The 14811-nt window shown below is 43.7% G+C and carries 15 protein-coding genes; 7 read left to right on the forward strand and 8 right to left on the reverse strand.

The window, feature by feature from the left end; genetic code table 11:
* Nucleotides 1–195: 195 nt before the first annotated feature.
* Nucleotides 196–660 (forward strand): DUF5684 domain-containing protein, encoded by a 465-nt coding sequence (locus tag O3Q51_15540; protein MCZ4410229.1) that lies wholly within the window; start codon nucleotides 196–198, stop codon nucleotides 658–660.
* On the opposite strand, the gene alaS is transcribed toward O3Q51_15540, so the two are convergent.
* Nucleotides 646–3261 (reverse strand): alanine--tRNA ligase, encoded by a 2616-nt coding sequence (alaS, locus tag O3Q51_15545; GenBank protein MCZ4410230.1) that lies wholly within the window; start codon nucleotides 3259–3261, stop codon nucleotides 646–648. The genes O3Q51_15540 and alaS overlap by 15 nt on opposite strands.
* Before the next feature lie 99 nt (nucleotides 3262–3360).
* Here alaS and O3Q51_15550 point away from each other — a divergent pair, with 99 nt between their 5' ends.
* Both O3Q51_15550 and O3Q51_15555 read left to right on the forward strand, forming a co-directional pair.
* The gene (locus O3Q51_15550) at nucleotides 3361–4332 is read left to right on the forward strand and encodes a M23 family metallopeptidase (protein MCZ4410231.1); all 972 of its coding nucleotides are present in this window, start codon (nucleotides 3361–3363) and stop codon (nucleotides 4330–4332) included.
* Nucleotides 4332–4667 (forward strand): MerR family transcriptional regulator, encoded by a 336-nt coding sequence (locus O3Q51_15555; protein MCZ4410232.1) that lies wholly within the window; start codon nucleotides 4332–4334, stop codon nucleotides 4665–4667. Before O3Q51_15550 ends, O3Q51_15555 begins: the two co-directional genes overlap by 1 nt.
* Before the next feature lies 1 nt (nucleotide 4668).
* Here the strand turns inward: O3Q51_15555 and rfaD are convergent, their stop codons facing one another.
* Entirely contained in the window at nucleotides 4669–5634 is a 966-nt protein-coding gene (gene rfaD / locus O3Q51_15560) for an ADP-glyceromanno-heptose 6-epimerase (GenBank protein MCZ4410233.1), read from the reverse strand.
* A 91-nt stretch (nucleotides 5635–5725) separates the two neighbouring features.
* Here rfaD and O3Q51_15565 point away from each other — a divergent pair, with 91 nt between their 5' ends.
* The 4 genes from O3Q51_15565 to fabD all read left to right on the forward strand — a co-directional run bounded on the left by O3Q51_15565 (nucleotide 5726) and on the right by fabD (nucleotide 8459).
* A complete protein-coding gene (locus tag O3Q51_15565; protein MCZ4410234.1) occupies nucleotides 5726–6145 on the forward strand; it encodes a 6-carboxytetrahydropterin synthase in 420 nt (139 codons plus the stop codon).
* Nucleotides 6146–6158: 13 nt separating this feature from the next.
* Complete coding sequence (gene folE, locus O3Q51_15570; GenBank protein ID MCZ4410235.1) at nucleotides 6159–6752, forward strand: GTP cyclohydrolase I FolE; 594 nt, start codon at nucleotides 6159–6161, stop codon at nucleotides 6750–6752.
* 6 nt (nucleotides 6753–6758) lie between these two features.
* Nucleotides 6759–7502 carry a Bax inhibitor-1/YccA family protein gene (locus tag O3Q51_15575; protein ID MCZ4410236.1) on the forward strand — a complete coding sequence of 248 codons (744 nt, stop codon included), beginning with the start codon at nucleotides 6759–6761 and terminating at the stop codon, nucleotides 7500–7502.
* Between the two features lie 75 nt (nucleotides 7503–7577).
* Complete coding sequence (fabD, locus tag O3Q51_15580; GenBank protein MCZ4410237.1) at nucleotides 7578–8459, forward strand: ACP S-malonyltransferase; 882 nt, start codon at nucleotides 7578–7580, stop codon at nucleotides 8457–8459.
* Here the strand turns inward: fabD and O3Q51_15585 are convergent.
* Genes O3Q51_15585 through O3Q51_15610 form a run of 6 tightly spaced genes read right to left on the reverse strand, consistent with a single transcriptional unit; the run spans nucleotide 8454 to nucleotide 14774 of the window.
* Nucleotides 8454–9743, reverse strand: coding sequence for a nucleotide sugar dehydrogenase (locus O3Q51_15585; GenBank protein MCZ4410238.1), 1290 nt, complete (start codon nucleotides 9741–9743; stop codon nucleotides 8454–8456). The genes fabD and O3Q51_15585 overlap by 6 nt on opposite strands.
* A gap of 1 nt (nucleotide 9744) precedes the next feature.
* Nucleotides 9745–10773, reverse strand: coding sequence for a Gfo/Idh/MocA family oxidoreductase (locus O3Q51_15590; protein MCZ4410239.1), 1029 nt, complete (start codon nucleotides 10771–10773; stop codon nucleotides 9745–9747).
* A complete protein-coding gene (locus O3Q51_15595) occupies nucleotides 10770–11339 on the reverse strand; it encodes an acyltransferase (GenBank protein MCZ4410240.1) in 570 nt (189 codons plus the stop codon). Before O3Q51_15595 ends, O3Q51_15590 begins: the two co-directional genes overlap by 4 nt.
* A complete protein-coding gene (locus tag O3Q51_15600; protein ID MCZ4410241.1) occupies nucleotides 11339–12328 on the reverse strand; it encodes an SDR family oxidoreductase in 990 nt (329 codons plus the stop codon). The genes O3Q51_15595 and O3Q51_15600 overlap by 1 nt, the downstream gene beginning before the upstream one ends.
* On the reverse strand, nucleotides 12325–13638 hold the full coding sequence (locus tag O3Q51_15605; GenBank protein MCZ4410242.1) for a UDP-glucose/GDP-mannose dehydrogenase family protein: 1314 nt from the start codon (nucleotides 13636–13638) through the stop codon (nucleotides 12325–12327). Before O3Q51_15605 ends, O3Q51_15600 begins: the two co-directional genes overlap by 4 nt.
* Nucleotides 13635–14774: a DegT/DnrJ/EryC1/StrS family aminotransferase gene (locus tag O3Q51_15610; GenBank protein MCZ4410243.1), complete on the reverse strand. Its 1140-nt coding sequence runs from the start codon at nucleotides 14772–14774 to the stop codon at nucleotides 13635–13637. Before O3Q51_15610 ends, O3Q51_15605 begins: the two co-directional genes overlap by 4 nt.
* Nucleotides 14775–14811: the final 37 nt, after the last annotated feature.

The following is a 14811-nucleotide window of genomic DNA, read 5'->3' on the forward strand; positions in this document are numbered from 1 at the left end:
CAAGCCCTTTGGAAAGTCATTATTGGAACTCCAACAAGTAACCACAAAAGTCAGAACACTGCTATTGAGCACCTTAACTCGAGTAAAAAAACAATTGTGTACTGGCAACCCTAATAGAAGAAGGCCGTCTTTAAATCAGAACCGTATTCGTACGGGACAAAATAGAAAAGGTTACAAAACAAAAAATTACACATTATGGACGGCATCATCAATTTTATTCAAGACTTCTTCATGGGGCTCTACGGAACTTTCGGAGACGGATTACTTCTTTTAGCAGGAGTGTTGGCTTTCTTCGGAATCGTTGCTCAATGGAAACTTTACGAAAAAGCAAACCAGCCGGGTGTTGCTTGCATAGTTCCTATCTGGAACTTCATCGTATTCCTTAGAATTGTAGGGCGACCTGCTAGTCACATGTTCCTCTTCTTTATACCGATCTACGGACAATTCTACCTTGTACCAAAGGTGTACATCGAGTTGTGCAATAGCTTTGGAAAGACGAGCATCGTAGATTATGTGTTGATTATTCTTTTCAATGCATTCTACATCCTCAACTTAGGCCTCTCATACGAGACTGAGTACCTAGGGCCAGCGCATGGAAAAGACATGAGCGAGATTAAGGCTATGATGAACCGAGGCGGTTCTAGATCAGCCTACGCTTAGAATTTCTTCCGCACGTTTCAGTGCTTCAGAAATTCCATTAGGATTCTTGCCACCTGCGGTGGCAAAGAATGCTTGTCCCCCGCCACCACCTTGAATAAATCTTGCCAGTTCTTTCACAATAATCCCGGAATTAAAGCTTCCATCAGTAACCAATTCATCAGACAGAGCCACGGACACCGTGGCTTTGTTGTTTTCGGCTGTAGCCAAAACCAAAAACAGAGGACTCAACTCTTTTCTTAGTTGAAACGATATATCCTTAACCGATGCCGGATCAAGATCAACTTGCTCTGCAATAAATGACACTCCATTAATTTGTCGAACTTTATTAGCGAGCTCCTTCTTTATGCTTTGAGCTTTTTCTGACTTCAAGGCTGCAATCTCCTTTTCGAGATCAGTCTGCTTCGCAATAAGTGACTCTACGGCTTTCGCAGGAGATTTTGGAGCTTTGAGCTTTTCTTTGATTGTCTGTAACTCGTCAATTTCACTGAATACCTGGCCTTCAGCAGCTTCTCCTGTCAATGCTTCTATTCTTCTAATACCGGCAGCTACCGACCCCTCGCTTGTAATTTTGAAAAATCCAATCTCCCCTGTTGCTTGCACATGTGTTCCTCCACAAAGCTCTACGGAATCTCCGAATTGAATCACTCTGACCTCATCACCATATTTCTCGCCAAACAGAGCCATAGCTCCCATCTCCTGAGCCTTACTCATTGGAACCTTCCTGAATTCTCCTAAGGCCAAGTTCTCCCGAACCATCGCATTCACTTGCATTTCGACCTTGCGAATCTCCTCATCGCTCATCTTTGAAAAGTGTGAAAAATCGAATCGGAGGTAATTCTTCTCGACCAATGACCCTTTTTGCTCCACATGAGTTCCGAGAACATCTCGAAGTGCATGATGGAGTAGATGCGTTGCTGAATGGTTTTTCTCAGTACTACTGCGATCCTTAGAAGCTACAACTGCAGTAAATTGAGGGCCAAGTTCCTTTGGCGAGTTTTTCGTTATGTGAACAATGAGATTGTTCTCGCGGTAGGTGTTGTCAATAGACAATTTTTTACCATCACTTTCAATGTATCCCTTGTCGCCTACCTGACCTCCACCTTCAGGATAGAAAGGTGTTTTATTGAATACTAAGTGAAATAGCTTTTTGCCTTTTTGCTCCACTTCCCGATAACGCACCAATTCTATAGTATCTTCCAAAACATCATAGCCGACAAACTCCGTTGAGGGTGAATCTGACAAGACTACCCAGTCTCCTGCTGCTACCGCTGAGTCTTTTCTCGAACGACTCTTTTGCTCTTGAAGAGCTTTTTCAAAAGCTTCTTCATTGTAGAACTTCCCTTGCTCGGAAAGAATCAATGCCGTCAAATCAGCAGGAAACCCATAGGTGTCATAAAGCTCAAAGACAGTTTCACCATCAATCTCTTTCCCTTCTGTCTTTTGAATGATTTCAGAAATCCGATCCATCCCTTTAGCTAAGGTGCGCAGAAATGCTTCCTCCTCTTCTTTGATGACTTGCGCTATCAATGTCTTGTTGTGGCTAAGCTCAGAAAAGAACTCCCCGAGTTGTTTCTCCAGCTCACCTGCCAAGAGAGTTAATATAGGTTCACGCCTATCTAAAAAGCTATAAGCATATCGGACCGCACGTCTGAGAATTCGACGTATTACGTAGCCCGCACCCGTATTGCTAGGCATCTGACCATCGGCAATGGCAAATGAAACTGCACGAACATGGTCTGCAATAACACGAAAAGCCACATCTTGTTTAGATTCAGTTCTTCCGTATTTAACTCCTGTTTCTTTTTCAAGAAATGAAATTAGCGGGGTAAAAACATCAGTGTCGTAATTTGACTGCTTACCCTGAAGCACCATGGCCAAACGCTCAAATCCCATTCCTGTGTCAATATGCCTTTCCTTCAAGGGGATAAGCTTTCCATCGGCCTTGCGATTGAGTTCCATGAAGACCAAATTCCAGATCTCCACCACTTGCGGATGGTCCATGTTGACCAATTCAGCGCCGGACTTGAGTTTTCTCTCCTCGTCTGATCGCAAGTCAACGTGAATCTCAGAACAAGGGCCGCAAGGGCCCACGTCGCCCATTTCCCAGAAATTGTCTTTTTTATCCCCTTTTAGAATTCTGTCCTCTTCAACTAGATTTTTCCAGTAGCCGTAAGCTTCCGTATCGAATTCCAGATCGTCTTGTTTATCTCCTTCAAAAACGGTCACATACATCCTATCCTTCTCAACACCGAAAACGTCTGTCAGCAGCTCCCACGCCCACTCGATTGCTTCTTTTTTGTAATAAGCCCCGAATGACCAATTCCCCAACATTTCGAACATGGTGTGGTGGTAAGTGTCTACACCAACTTCTTCCAGATCATTATGCTTCCCGCTCACTCTCAAACACTTCTGCGTGTCAGCGACACGCCTATTCGAAGTTTCTTCATTGCCCAGAAAAATATCTTTGAACTGATTCATCCCGGCGTTCGTAAACATAAGTGTGGGATCATTCTTAATGACGATTGGAGCTGAATCGACAATTTTGTGATTCTTACTCTCGAAAAAGTCAAGAAAGACACTGCGAATTTGAGATGATTTCATTGAAACAAAGTTTAACAATTGAAGGGAGTCGCCGAAGAAATGGTTGTTTGTGCCATTCAGTCGATTTCCTACTTTTATGGTTTAATTTTTCCTAACCGGATGGCAAAAATAAAATACAAGTACAATCCAAGTACGCTCAACTACGAAAAAATCCAGCTGACCTTCAAAGATCGGCTTAAGAAAGGGTTAACCTACTTCGTTGTTGGATTATTTTTTGCATTGATCATTGTATTTTTTGCTTACACCTTTATTGACTCTCCTAAAGAGCTGACGCTAAAACGAGAACTTGCCCAAATGCAGGCTCGCTACGAATTACTGAATAAAGATCTGGACAATGTGGAAGCAGTGCTTTCTGACATTGAAAGGAGAGACGACAACATCTATCGACAAATTTTGGAATCGGAACCGATTCCTCAATCGGTCAGGGAAGCAGGTGTAGGTGGTGTGAATCGCTACACTTATCTGGAGGGGTACAGCAATTCCGACTTGGTGATTGATACCAGAAAAAGGCTTGACAAACTAAAAAAACGCCTTTACGTGCAGTCGAAGTCCTTTGACGAAGTGGTAGAACTCGCTAAGAATAAGGAGAAGATGTTGGCCTCAATTCCCGCAGTACAACCCGTTCCCAATAAAAATTTAAAGAGAGTGGCTAGTGGCTATGGTTACCGCGTTCACCCTATCTACAAGGTTCGCAAGATGCATTGGGGGATGGACTTTTCCGCACCTACAGGCACTGAGATTTTCGCAACAGGCGACGGGGTGATTAAAAAAGTAGTAAACAGCCGTCGCGGATATGGAAAACATGTCATAATAGACCACGGTTATGGCTACGAAACGCTCTATGCCCACATGAGTAAGATAGATGTGCGACGCGGACAGAAAGTAAAAAGGGGAGATATTATTGGCTTAGTAGGGAATACAGGCACTAGTAATGGCCCTCACCTTCACTACGAAGTAGTGAAGGATGGTAAAAAAATTAACCCGGCTAACTTCTATTTTAATGACTTGACACCCGAGGAATATGATCTAATGATCGAACTCTCTTCCAGTGTAAACCAATCCTTCGACTGATGCCATACCGCGAAAAAGAAATTGAAAAGCTCTACTACAGTATAGGCGAGGTATCGAAAATGTTTGATGTCAATACATCCTTGATCCGATTTTGGGAAAAGGAATTCGATATCATCAAACCAAAAAAGAACAAGAAGGGAAACCGACTCTTCACCAAAGATGATGTGGAGAATTTCCGAATCATCTTCCACTTGGTAAAGGAGCGCGGCTACACACTACAAGGGGCTAAAGACAAGCTTAAAGACAATAAAAACGACGTGGCGGATACTGTTGAAATGGTCAAGCGACTCGAGAATGTAAAGGCTTTTTTGCTAGAGCTTAAAAAGAGCCTTTGATCTAGTAGTAAGACTCCTCACTCAAATAATTCTGCACATAATCTTTCACTCCATTTTCCAATGAGGTGAACTCTTTGTCATAACCAATGCCGATCAGCTTTGCCATATTGGCCTCAGTGAAATACTGGTACTTGTCTCTTATATCAGCGGGAGTATCGATGAATGAAATGTTTGGCTCAAGGTTCAAGGCGGAAAAAGTAGCTTTTGCTAAATCCAAGAAAGTTCTGGCAGTCCCCGTTCCCAAATTGTAGAGTCCCGAGTTTTTCCTATGTTTCATTAAAAAAAGGCAAACATTAACTAAGTCTTTGACATAGATGAAGTCGCGCAACTGCTCACCATCCTTGTACTCAGGATTATGAGATCGAAACAACTTTACCTCTCCGTTTTTCTTAATTTGATTAAAGGCGTGAAAAATGACCGAAGCCATTCTTCCTTTGTGGTATTCGTTGGGACCATAAACATTAAAGAATTTGAGACCCGCCCAGAAATAGGGCTTCTTGTCTTGTTTAAGCGCCCACTTGTCAAATTCGTTTTTTGATTCTCCGTAAGGATTGAGTGGCTCTAGCTTTTCTATTACATCATGATTGTCTTCGTAGCCATACTCTCCCAGGCCATACGTAGCTGCTGAGCTAGCATAAACCAAGGGGATTCCATAATCCACACAAGCTTTCCAAATCTTTTGAGAATAGTCCACATTCAAATCGTCGAATATCGATTTGTCAAATTCTGTGGTATCCGTGCGGGCACCGATATGAAAAATGAAGTAGACTAACTTGTGATTCTCGCTTAGCCAATGGTGAAATGCTCTTCGCTCCACCAGCTGAGAAAACCTCTTTCCTTCATAATTGAATGCTTTTTCAACTTTTGAAAAGTCATCCACCAAAATTAAATCGTAGTAGCCCTTTTCATTGAGCGCACTTATTAAACAGCTCCCGATAAAACCCGCAGCACCCGTTACAACAATCATAAGAATTGAGATTTTCGTCAAAGATAGGCATTGACCTGTATAAGGATGTAAGGTTGAAATAGGTTGTATATTTGCACCTGAAAATTTAAGCATGCCATTGGTTTACATCACAAGACGAGAGCGATTTAACGCTGCACATAAACTCTGGAATGAGGAATGGACTGAGCAGAAGAACATGGAAGTCTTCGGCAAATGCGCCAACCAGAACTGGCACGGTCACAACTACGACCTTTTTGTGACCGTGAAAGGACAACCACACCCCGATACAGGATGTGTCATCGATTTAAAAGATCTAAGCAAGATTTTGAAAAAAACGGTGATAGACAAACTCGACCACCGTAACTTGAATCTAGATGTGCCTTTTATGAAGGGCAAAATGTCATCTACTGAAAATTTGGCAGTCGCCATTTGGGGCGAAATAAAAACTAAAGTTGAAAGTCACGGCTGCCTACTTCACTCCGTTCGTTTGCACGAAACGGAGAACAATTTTGCCGAATACTTCGGAGAGTAAGAGCGAAATGGAAATGGAAGGTTCACAACAAAGTCAGAAGGAAAAAGAGCTCAATAATTTAGAGTCACTATTTGGGAAGGTGTTGGACAATCTCGGAGGAGAAAGAGATCGCCAAGGCTTGGAAAACACTCCTTTGAGAGTAGCCAAAGCCATGCAGTTCTTAACTAAAGGCTATGACCAAGACCCTGCGGCTATCATTCGATCAGCCATGTTTGATGAAGAGTACAGCCAGATGGTCTTGGTGAAAGACATCGAAGTTTACAGCCTTTGCGAGCACCATATGTTGCCTTTTTTTGGAAAGGCTCATGTGGCCTATATTCCAAATGGAAGAATTGTAGGATTGAGTAAAATACCTCGAATCGTGGACGTATTTGCACGAAGATTGCAAGTACAAGAGCGACTGACGAATCAAATAATGGAATGTCTTCAAGAAACGCTGGACCCTGTTGGAGTTGCCGTAGTAATAGAAGCTCAGCACATGTGCATGCAAATGCGCGGAGTTCAAAAGCAAAACTCCGTCACTACGACTTCTGCATTTCACGGAGAATTCTTGGAGGAGACAACTCGTCAGGAATTTGTTAATTTGATATCAGCAAAACTTCATTAAACAGATATGGAAGAGAATAATAATATGATGTTTGGCCGCGATGGCGGGCAACATTCAGCACAAGTGGACTCCGGCGCATTGGCCAAAAATTTTGTGAGCAATGTCATGACTTACATGACTGCCGCATTAGCCATCACAGGAGTAATGGCCTATTGGTTTGGAACCAATGAAGACTTAATGAGATTGCTCTATAATGCTGAGGGAACGGGTCGTTCTCTCCTCGGTTGGATAGCGATGCTCGGACCACTTGGACTCGTTTTGCTCATGGGCTTTCGCTTTCAAAAAATGTCCAGCACAGGAATGCTGACTACCATGATTATCTTTAGCCTGCTGATGGGGATAAGCTTGAGCTCAATTTTTGCAGTTTATTCTGCATCGAGCATTACCATGACATTCCTTATTACTTCCGCCACTTTCGGAATCATGGCTGTGCTCGGCTACACTACAAGCACCGACCTCACCAAGTTTGGCTCGATCATGATGATGGGATTGATCGGAATTATCATAGCCATGGTAGTCAATTGGTTTATGCAAAGTGCTGCACTTGATTACATCATCAGTGCCGTCGGTGTCTTAATTTTCACAGGACTCACAGCATATGATATGCAGAAGCTTAAACAAATCGGAATGCAAGTTGACTCAGGAACCGATGAAGGAAATAAATATGCTCTTATGGGTGCATTAACTCTTTACCTCGATTTCATCAATCTCTTTTTGTTTCTCCTTCGCTTCTTGGGAAATAGAGATTAATCATTCATTGAAATTAAGAATCCGACCTTCGTCGGATTTTTTTATTTGTAACCACCTCAAAACCAAATTATACTTATGAAAGCATACGTTTTTCCAGGTCAAGGATCACAGTTTCCGGGAATGGCCAAAGAACTCTACGAGCAGTCTGAAGAAGCTAAAGCGCTTTTTGAACAAGCAAACGAAATTCTCGAGTTCCGAATCACAGACATTATGTTTGGAGGTACCCAAGATGACTTGAAAGAGACTAAAGTAACCCAACCCGCTATCTTTTTACACAGCGTTATTTTGGCTAAGATGCTTGGAGATAAATTTCAACCGGACATGGTCGCGGGGCACAGTCTCGGTGAGTTTTCTGCATTGACCGCAGCAGGTGCTTTGAGTTTTGAGGCTGGCTTGAAGTTGGTGGCCCAACGTGCCAATGCCATGCAAAAGGCTACCGAGCAAACAAAGGGAACAATGGCAGCCATATTAGCCTTGGACGACGAAGTAGTGGAGAAGCTTTGTGCAGAAATTGATGGTATAGTCGTTCCGGCCAACTACAATTGCCCTGGCCAATTGGTGATCAGTGGAGAGCTGGACGCTGTCCAAAAAGCCTGTGATGCTCTTTCGGCAGCAGGTGCCCGACGAGCTATGATTTTACCCGTAGGTGGTGCATTCCATTCGCCACTTATGGAACCGGCCAGAGCCGATTTAGCCTCAGCCATAGAATCGACTGAGATTAAATCACCGTCCTGCCCGGTTTACCAGAATGTATCTGCAGAACCTGTGACTGATCCCGCCACGATCAAAGCAAACTTGGTCGCACAGCTTACCGCTCCTGTGCGTTGGACGCAAACCATGCAAAACATGATTGCAAACGGAGCTACCGCTACAATTGAAGTGGGCCCTGGAAAAGTTCTTCAGGGACTCTTTAAGAAAGTAGATCGAGGTTTTGAAACGTCTTCTGCTGAATTATAAACTCCAGTAAAGAAACTTATTAATCTTCCCTCGGTAGATTCCTTTTAGGTCAACGAATACACCATCCGCATCGATAATCTCCTCGAAGTAACTCTCGGGGAGATTATCGTATTCAGAGTGATTTACCGCTACGATTACTCCATCGTATTTAGGATTGGGCTTTGGAGCCAAATCATACCCATACTCATCCTTCACCTCTTCAGGAGAGGCATGAGGGTCTATAACGTCCACCTTCACACCAAAAGACTCTAACTCTTTCACTGTATCTACCACCTTAGAGTTACGAATATCGCTCACATTCTCTTTGAAAGTAGCGCCCATAACCAGCACTTTGGCGTTTTGGATATGCTTTCCTTTTGAGATGATCTTCTTCACGGTTTGTTTCGCCACGTAAGCTCCCATCGAGTCATTCACAAATCGACCTGAGTTGATGATCTGCGCGTGGTATCCTAGTTTCTCCGCTTTATGTGTGAGGTAGTACGGGTCGACACCAATGCAGTGACCGCCTACCAATCCCGGACGGAAATTCAAGAAATTCCATTTAGTCCCTGCAGCTTCCAACACTTCGTAGGTGTTGATTCCCATCCTATTGAAAATAATCGAAAGCTCGTTGATCAAAGCAATATTTACATCTCGTTGCGTATTCTCAATAATCTTGGCTGCTTCAGCAACTCGAATGGAGCTTGCACGGTGCACTCCTGCGTCAACTACCAATTCGTAAACCTTGGCAATGATTTCAGCCGATTCAGCGTCGCAGCCTGCAGAAACCTTAACAATACTGCGAAGAGTGTGCTCCTTGTCTCCCGGATTAATCCTTTCAGGGCTGTAGCCTACCTTAAAGTCTTCCACAGATTTTAAGCCACTGATCTCTTCGATCACAGGAACACAATCTTCCTCGGTACAACCAGGATAGACAGTACTCTCGTAAACAACATAATCGCCTTTTGATATGGCGTTAGCAACCGTTTTGGACGCAGCCAATACAGGAGTCAAATCAGGCTTATTTCCAATATCGATTGGAGTAGGCACTGCTACGATAAAAAAGGAAGCCTCCTTCAAATCTTCTGCATCGGCAGTGAAGGTTATGTCACAACCTTCAAAATCAGATGACTCCAATTCATTGCTTGGATCTATTCCATTATTCATCAATGCAACCCGATCGGGGTTGATATCGAAACCAATTACGGAAACTTTTCTGGCGAATTCCAAGGCTATGGGAAGACCCACGTAACCGAGGCCAATGACCGCCATTTTCTTCTCTTTGTTTAAGAGGGAATTGTACATATCAGGAATTATTCTTGTCTCTTACTTTGTAAATTCTTTCGATGATGTCTACCACCTTTAAACCTTCGAGGGCATTGGTAGTGGCCACATTTCTATTCAAAATAGTGTCAACCACGTTTTCAATTACGAAGTGGTGATTGGCAGCACTTCCTTTATAAGCGCCATAATCATTGGCGGGACTAGACTCGCTAAGCTCAGGCATCTCATAGCCTTCTACATTGCAAACCTCAACTTCATTCATGTATTGACCGCCAACCTTCACGCTTCCTTTGCTGCCTATCACGGTTATGCTGCTCCCTAAGTTTTTGCCCCAAACAGAGGTCGAGTAATTCAAGGAGCACTTACCTCCGTTAATGAAGTCAAAAGTCACCAAACCACTGTCTTCAAAATCGGTTAAACCCTTATGATTGAAGTCGGCAAAACGACCTTCAATGTTCTCGATATCTCCAAACAACCAGTACATGATATCGATGAAGTGAGAAAATTGGGTAAACAGTGTTCCCCCATCAAGATCGGCTCTTCCCTTCCAGCCTTCCTTCTTGTAGTACCGCTCATCGCGGTTCCAGTAGCAGTCGATGTCCACCAAGAAGATCTCACCCAAACGCTTATTCTCAATCATCTCTTTCAACCAAGCCGAAGGAGGAGAATAACGATTTTGCATGACGCAAAAAACGTGTCTACTCACCTGAAGTGCCTTGAAGATCACCTCTTCACAATTCGCTTTCGACAAGCCCATTGGCTTTTCACAAACTACGTGCTTCTTTTCATTCAAAGCCTTTAACGACTGAGAGGCGTGCAGTCCATTGGGAGTACAAATATTCACCACATCGATTTCAGGATGGGCTTTGAACATTGCCTCCATAGTGGAGAAAAAAGACTCTTCGATCCCCTCCGCTCCGCATTCAGCAGGAGAGGCGTTATCAACTACTGCGACCAATTCCGCTTCGTCATTTCGTCGGATCATTTCCGCATGGCGCTTTCCGATGTGGCCGTAACCTACTATAGCAAACTTTACTTTTTGTTGATTCATTGCTTTCTGACCTTTCCGTCTTCAAGAATATACTTATCGCCACTTTCAGGGCAAATGGCCGAACCCTTTGAATCGAATTCGAGTCGATGACCAAACTCGCTTATCCAACCCAATTGCTTGGCAGGATTTCCAATTACCAATGCAAAGGGAGCCACCGTTTTGGTAACTACTGCACCCGCCCCGATAAAAGCATATTCACCAATATCATTTCCGCAAACAATGGTAGCATTAGCGCCAATACTAGCACCTTTTTTCACAACTGTTTTGGCGTATTGATCTCTTCTGATGACAGCACTTCGTGGATTCGTGACATTGGTAAAAACCATTGACGGCCCTAAAAAGACATCATCTTCGCAGATGACACCAGTATAGATGGAAACGTTGTTTTGGACTTTCACATTTCTACCCAAAATCACTTCAGGAGAGATGACTACATTCTGGCCTATATTGCACTTTTCTCCAATCTTGCAATTGGGCATGATGTGCGAGAAATGCCAAATCCTTGTGCCTTCACCTATTTCGCAGCCCTCATCAACAACTGCCGTTTCATGTGCTTGAAAACTCATTATCGACGAATGTAATTATCGAAATGTTTGTGATCCTTCTTGTAAAGATCATCCTCGCTCAATGTTTTGAAATAGGCCAATGTTCTTTCCAAACCATCGTACCGCTCTACTTGCGGCTCCCAATCAAGGATTGCCTTTGCCACTGAAATATCAGGACGACGCTTCTTGGGATCATCGTGAGGTAGATCTTTATAGATGATTTTAGTTTTGGCTCCCGTCAATTCTACAATCTCTTCAGCAAAAGACTTGATCGTAATTTCATCAGGATTCCCAATGTTTACGGGTTCGGCATAATCTGAAAGAAGCAATCTATAAATCCCTTCGACCAAATCATCTACGTAACAGAATGAACGAGTCTGAGATCCATCGCCAAAAACGGTAAAATCTTCACCTCTCAATGCCTGCCCAATAAAGGCTGGCAATACACGGCCATCGTTCAATCGCATTCGAGGACCATACGTATTAAAGATTCTGATGATACGCGTCTCCAATCCGTGAAAACGGTGATAAGCCATGGTTATCGCTTCTTGGAAGCGTTTCGCCTCGTCGTAGACCCCGCGAGGTCCTATGGGATTAACATTCCCATAATAAGATTCTTTCTGAGGGTGCACCTCAGGATCACCATAAACTTCACTCGTGCTAGCTACTAGGATTCGTGCTCCTTTGGCTTTGGCCAAACCCAAAAGATTGTGTGTTCCTAAGGAACCCACTTTCAATGTTTGGATAGGGATTTTCAAGTAATCAATCGGGCTGGCAGGCGAAGCAAAATGCAGGATGTAGTCCAACTCTCCGGGCACATGAACGAAATTACTTACGTCGTGGTGGTAGAAGGTGAAATCCTTTTCGGGAAAAAGATGCTCGATGTTTCTGAGATCTCCCGTTATCAGGTTATCCATCGCCATAACTTCGTAGCCTTCGGCTATAAAGCGATCGCAAAGGTGAGAGCCTAAAAACCCCGCAGCTCCGGTGATTAATACTCTCTTCTTCATGCTATTATTTTTTCTCTACCAATGCTCTCATAATGGTAGCCCAATTCTTTCATTTGACCTGGCTCAAAGAGGTTTCTTCCATCAAAAATCACCTTCTCATTTAGTCTATCGCTTACTTTATTAAAGTCAGGACTTCTAAAAACTCCCCACTCTGTTGCGATCAATAAGGCATCCGCATTTTCAAGCGCTTGGTACATATTGTCAGCATACTCGATTGTGTCTCCGTGTAGCAACTTCACATTGTCCATTGCTTCGGGATCAAAGGCCACAACTTTGGCTTTTGCCAAAAGGAGTTCTCTGATCATATAGAGAGCCGGCGCTTCTCTGATATCATCCGTATCAGGCTTGAATGCCAAGCCCCAAAGAGCAAATGTTTTTCCCTCCAAATTATCGCCGTAGTACTCCTTCACCTTGTGAATCAAGGAAAGCTTTTGACGGTCGTTAACCTTTAGAACTGAATCCAGTATTTCAAAATGGTAACCCGATTCGTTTCCACTTCGAACCAATGCTTGGACATCTTTTGGGAAACAGCTTCCGCCGTATCCGATTCCCGGGAAAAGGAAACGCTTTCCTATTCGAGCGTCTGTTCCGATACCCGCGCGAACTTTGTCCACATCTGCACCCACCAACTCGCAAAAGTTGGCAATCTCATTCATGAAAGTAATCTTGGTAGCCAAGAATGCATTTGCAGCATATTTCGTCAATTCAGCCGATTTTTCGTCCATCACGATCAAGGGATTGCCCTGACGAACAAATGGCTTGTATAGGTCTGTCATCACCTTGGCCGCACGCTCCGAAGAGGTTCCGATTACCACGCGGTCAGGTTTCATAAAATCTTCAACAGCAAAGCCTTCGCGAAGGAATTCGGGGTTGGAAACCACATCGAAATCAACTTTAGCATTTTTGGCAACAGCCGCATGGACCAACTCCGCCGTACCAACGGGAACTGTACTTTTATCAATGATGACCTTGTAATCATCTATAATTTTACCAAGCTCCTCGGCCACACCAAGAACGTAGGAAAGATCGGCAGATCCATCTTCACCGGGAGGAGTTGGCAAAGCCAAGAAGATAATGCTTGATTTCGACACTGCATCTTTAAGATCGGTCGTAAAACGCAAGCGATCTTGACGGATATTTCTTTCGAAAACGGTATCGAGATAAGGCTCGTAAATCGGCACCTCGCCGTTTTGCATTCTTTCGACTTTTTTCTCGTCAATGTCTACGCAGATCACGTCATTTCCCGTGTCAGCGAAGCAAGTTCCGGTAACGAGGCCTACATAGCCTGTTCCAACGACTGCAATATTCATGATCGTTTTTCCTTTACAAAGGTTTTCACCGTATCGGTGATATAGGTTAGTTGTTCTTCGTCCAGTTCAGTCTGCATAGGCAAAGAAAGAACCGTCTCACAGAGCTGCTCGGTTATCGGGAAAGTACCTTCACTGTATCGATCGTCTCGATACGCTTTTTGCAAGTGAAGTGGCACAGGATAATAAATCATCGCAGGAACACCTTTTGACTCCAGGTATTCTTTCATCTCGCTACGATCCAACCCATTTAACACCATAGTGTATTGATGAAAGACGTGATTAGATTTAGCATAGCGCGCAGGTGTGGTAATTTCATCCAACTCCTTAAAAGCTTCATCGTAGTGGCTGGCAGCCGCATTTCTACTGGCAGCATATGAATCCAGATGGCGCAACTTAATTCTCAAGATAGCCGCTTGGATAGAGTCCAATCTCGAATTTACTCCCACTCGATCGTGATAATATCTTTCGGCTTGACCGTGATTGGCAATCGAGCGAATTCGGTGAGCCAAATCATCATCATTGGTGAAAATAGCCCCTCCGTCACCATAGCAACCGAGATTCTTTGATGGGAAAAAAGAAGTGGCCCCAACGTTTCCGATGGTACCGGCTTTCTGTTTCCTACCATCTGCAAATGTGTAATCTGCACCAATTGCCTGAGCGGTATCCTCTATTACAAAAAGATCGTGCTCCTCAGCCAACTTCATGATCTCCTCCATGGGAGCAGATTGCCCAAACAAATGGACGGGAACAATGGCTTTTGTTTTTGGTGTGATGGCTTTCTTGATTGAATCAATATCAATATTAAACGTGGCAGGGTCAACGTCAACCAAAACAGGAGTCAATTGCAAAAGCGCAATGACTTCTGCTGTCGCAACGTAGGTGAAGTTTGCCGTAATGACTTCATCACCCGGCTGCAAGCCAAGGCCCATCATCGCAATTTGAAGGGCGTCAGTACCGTTAGCACAGGGAATGACGTGTTTCACATCGAGGTACTGTTCCAACTCGCTCTGAAACGCTTTAACCTCAGGTCCGTTGATGTAGGCCGATGAACGAATAACGTCAAGTACTGCCTTGTCGATTTCCTCTTGCATCTTCTCATATTGGGAGATGAGATCGACCATTTGAATTTTCTTCATGGAAAGGCTTAAATTTGGACGGCGAATATACGTATAA

The organism is Cryomorphaceae bacterium 1068, from assembly GCA_027214385.1.
GTDB lineage: Bacteria > Bacteroidota > Bacteroidia > Flavobacteriales_D > Cryomorphaceae > JAKVAV01.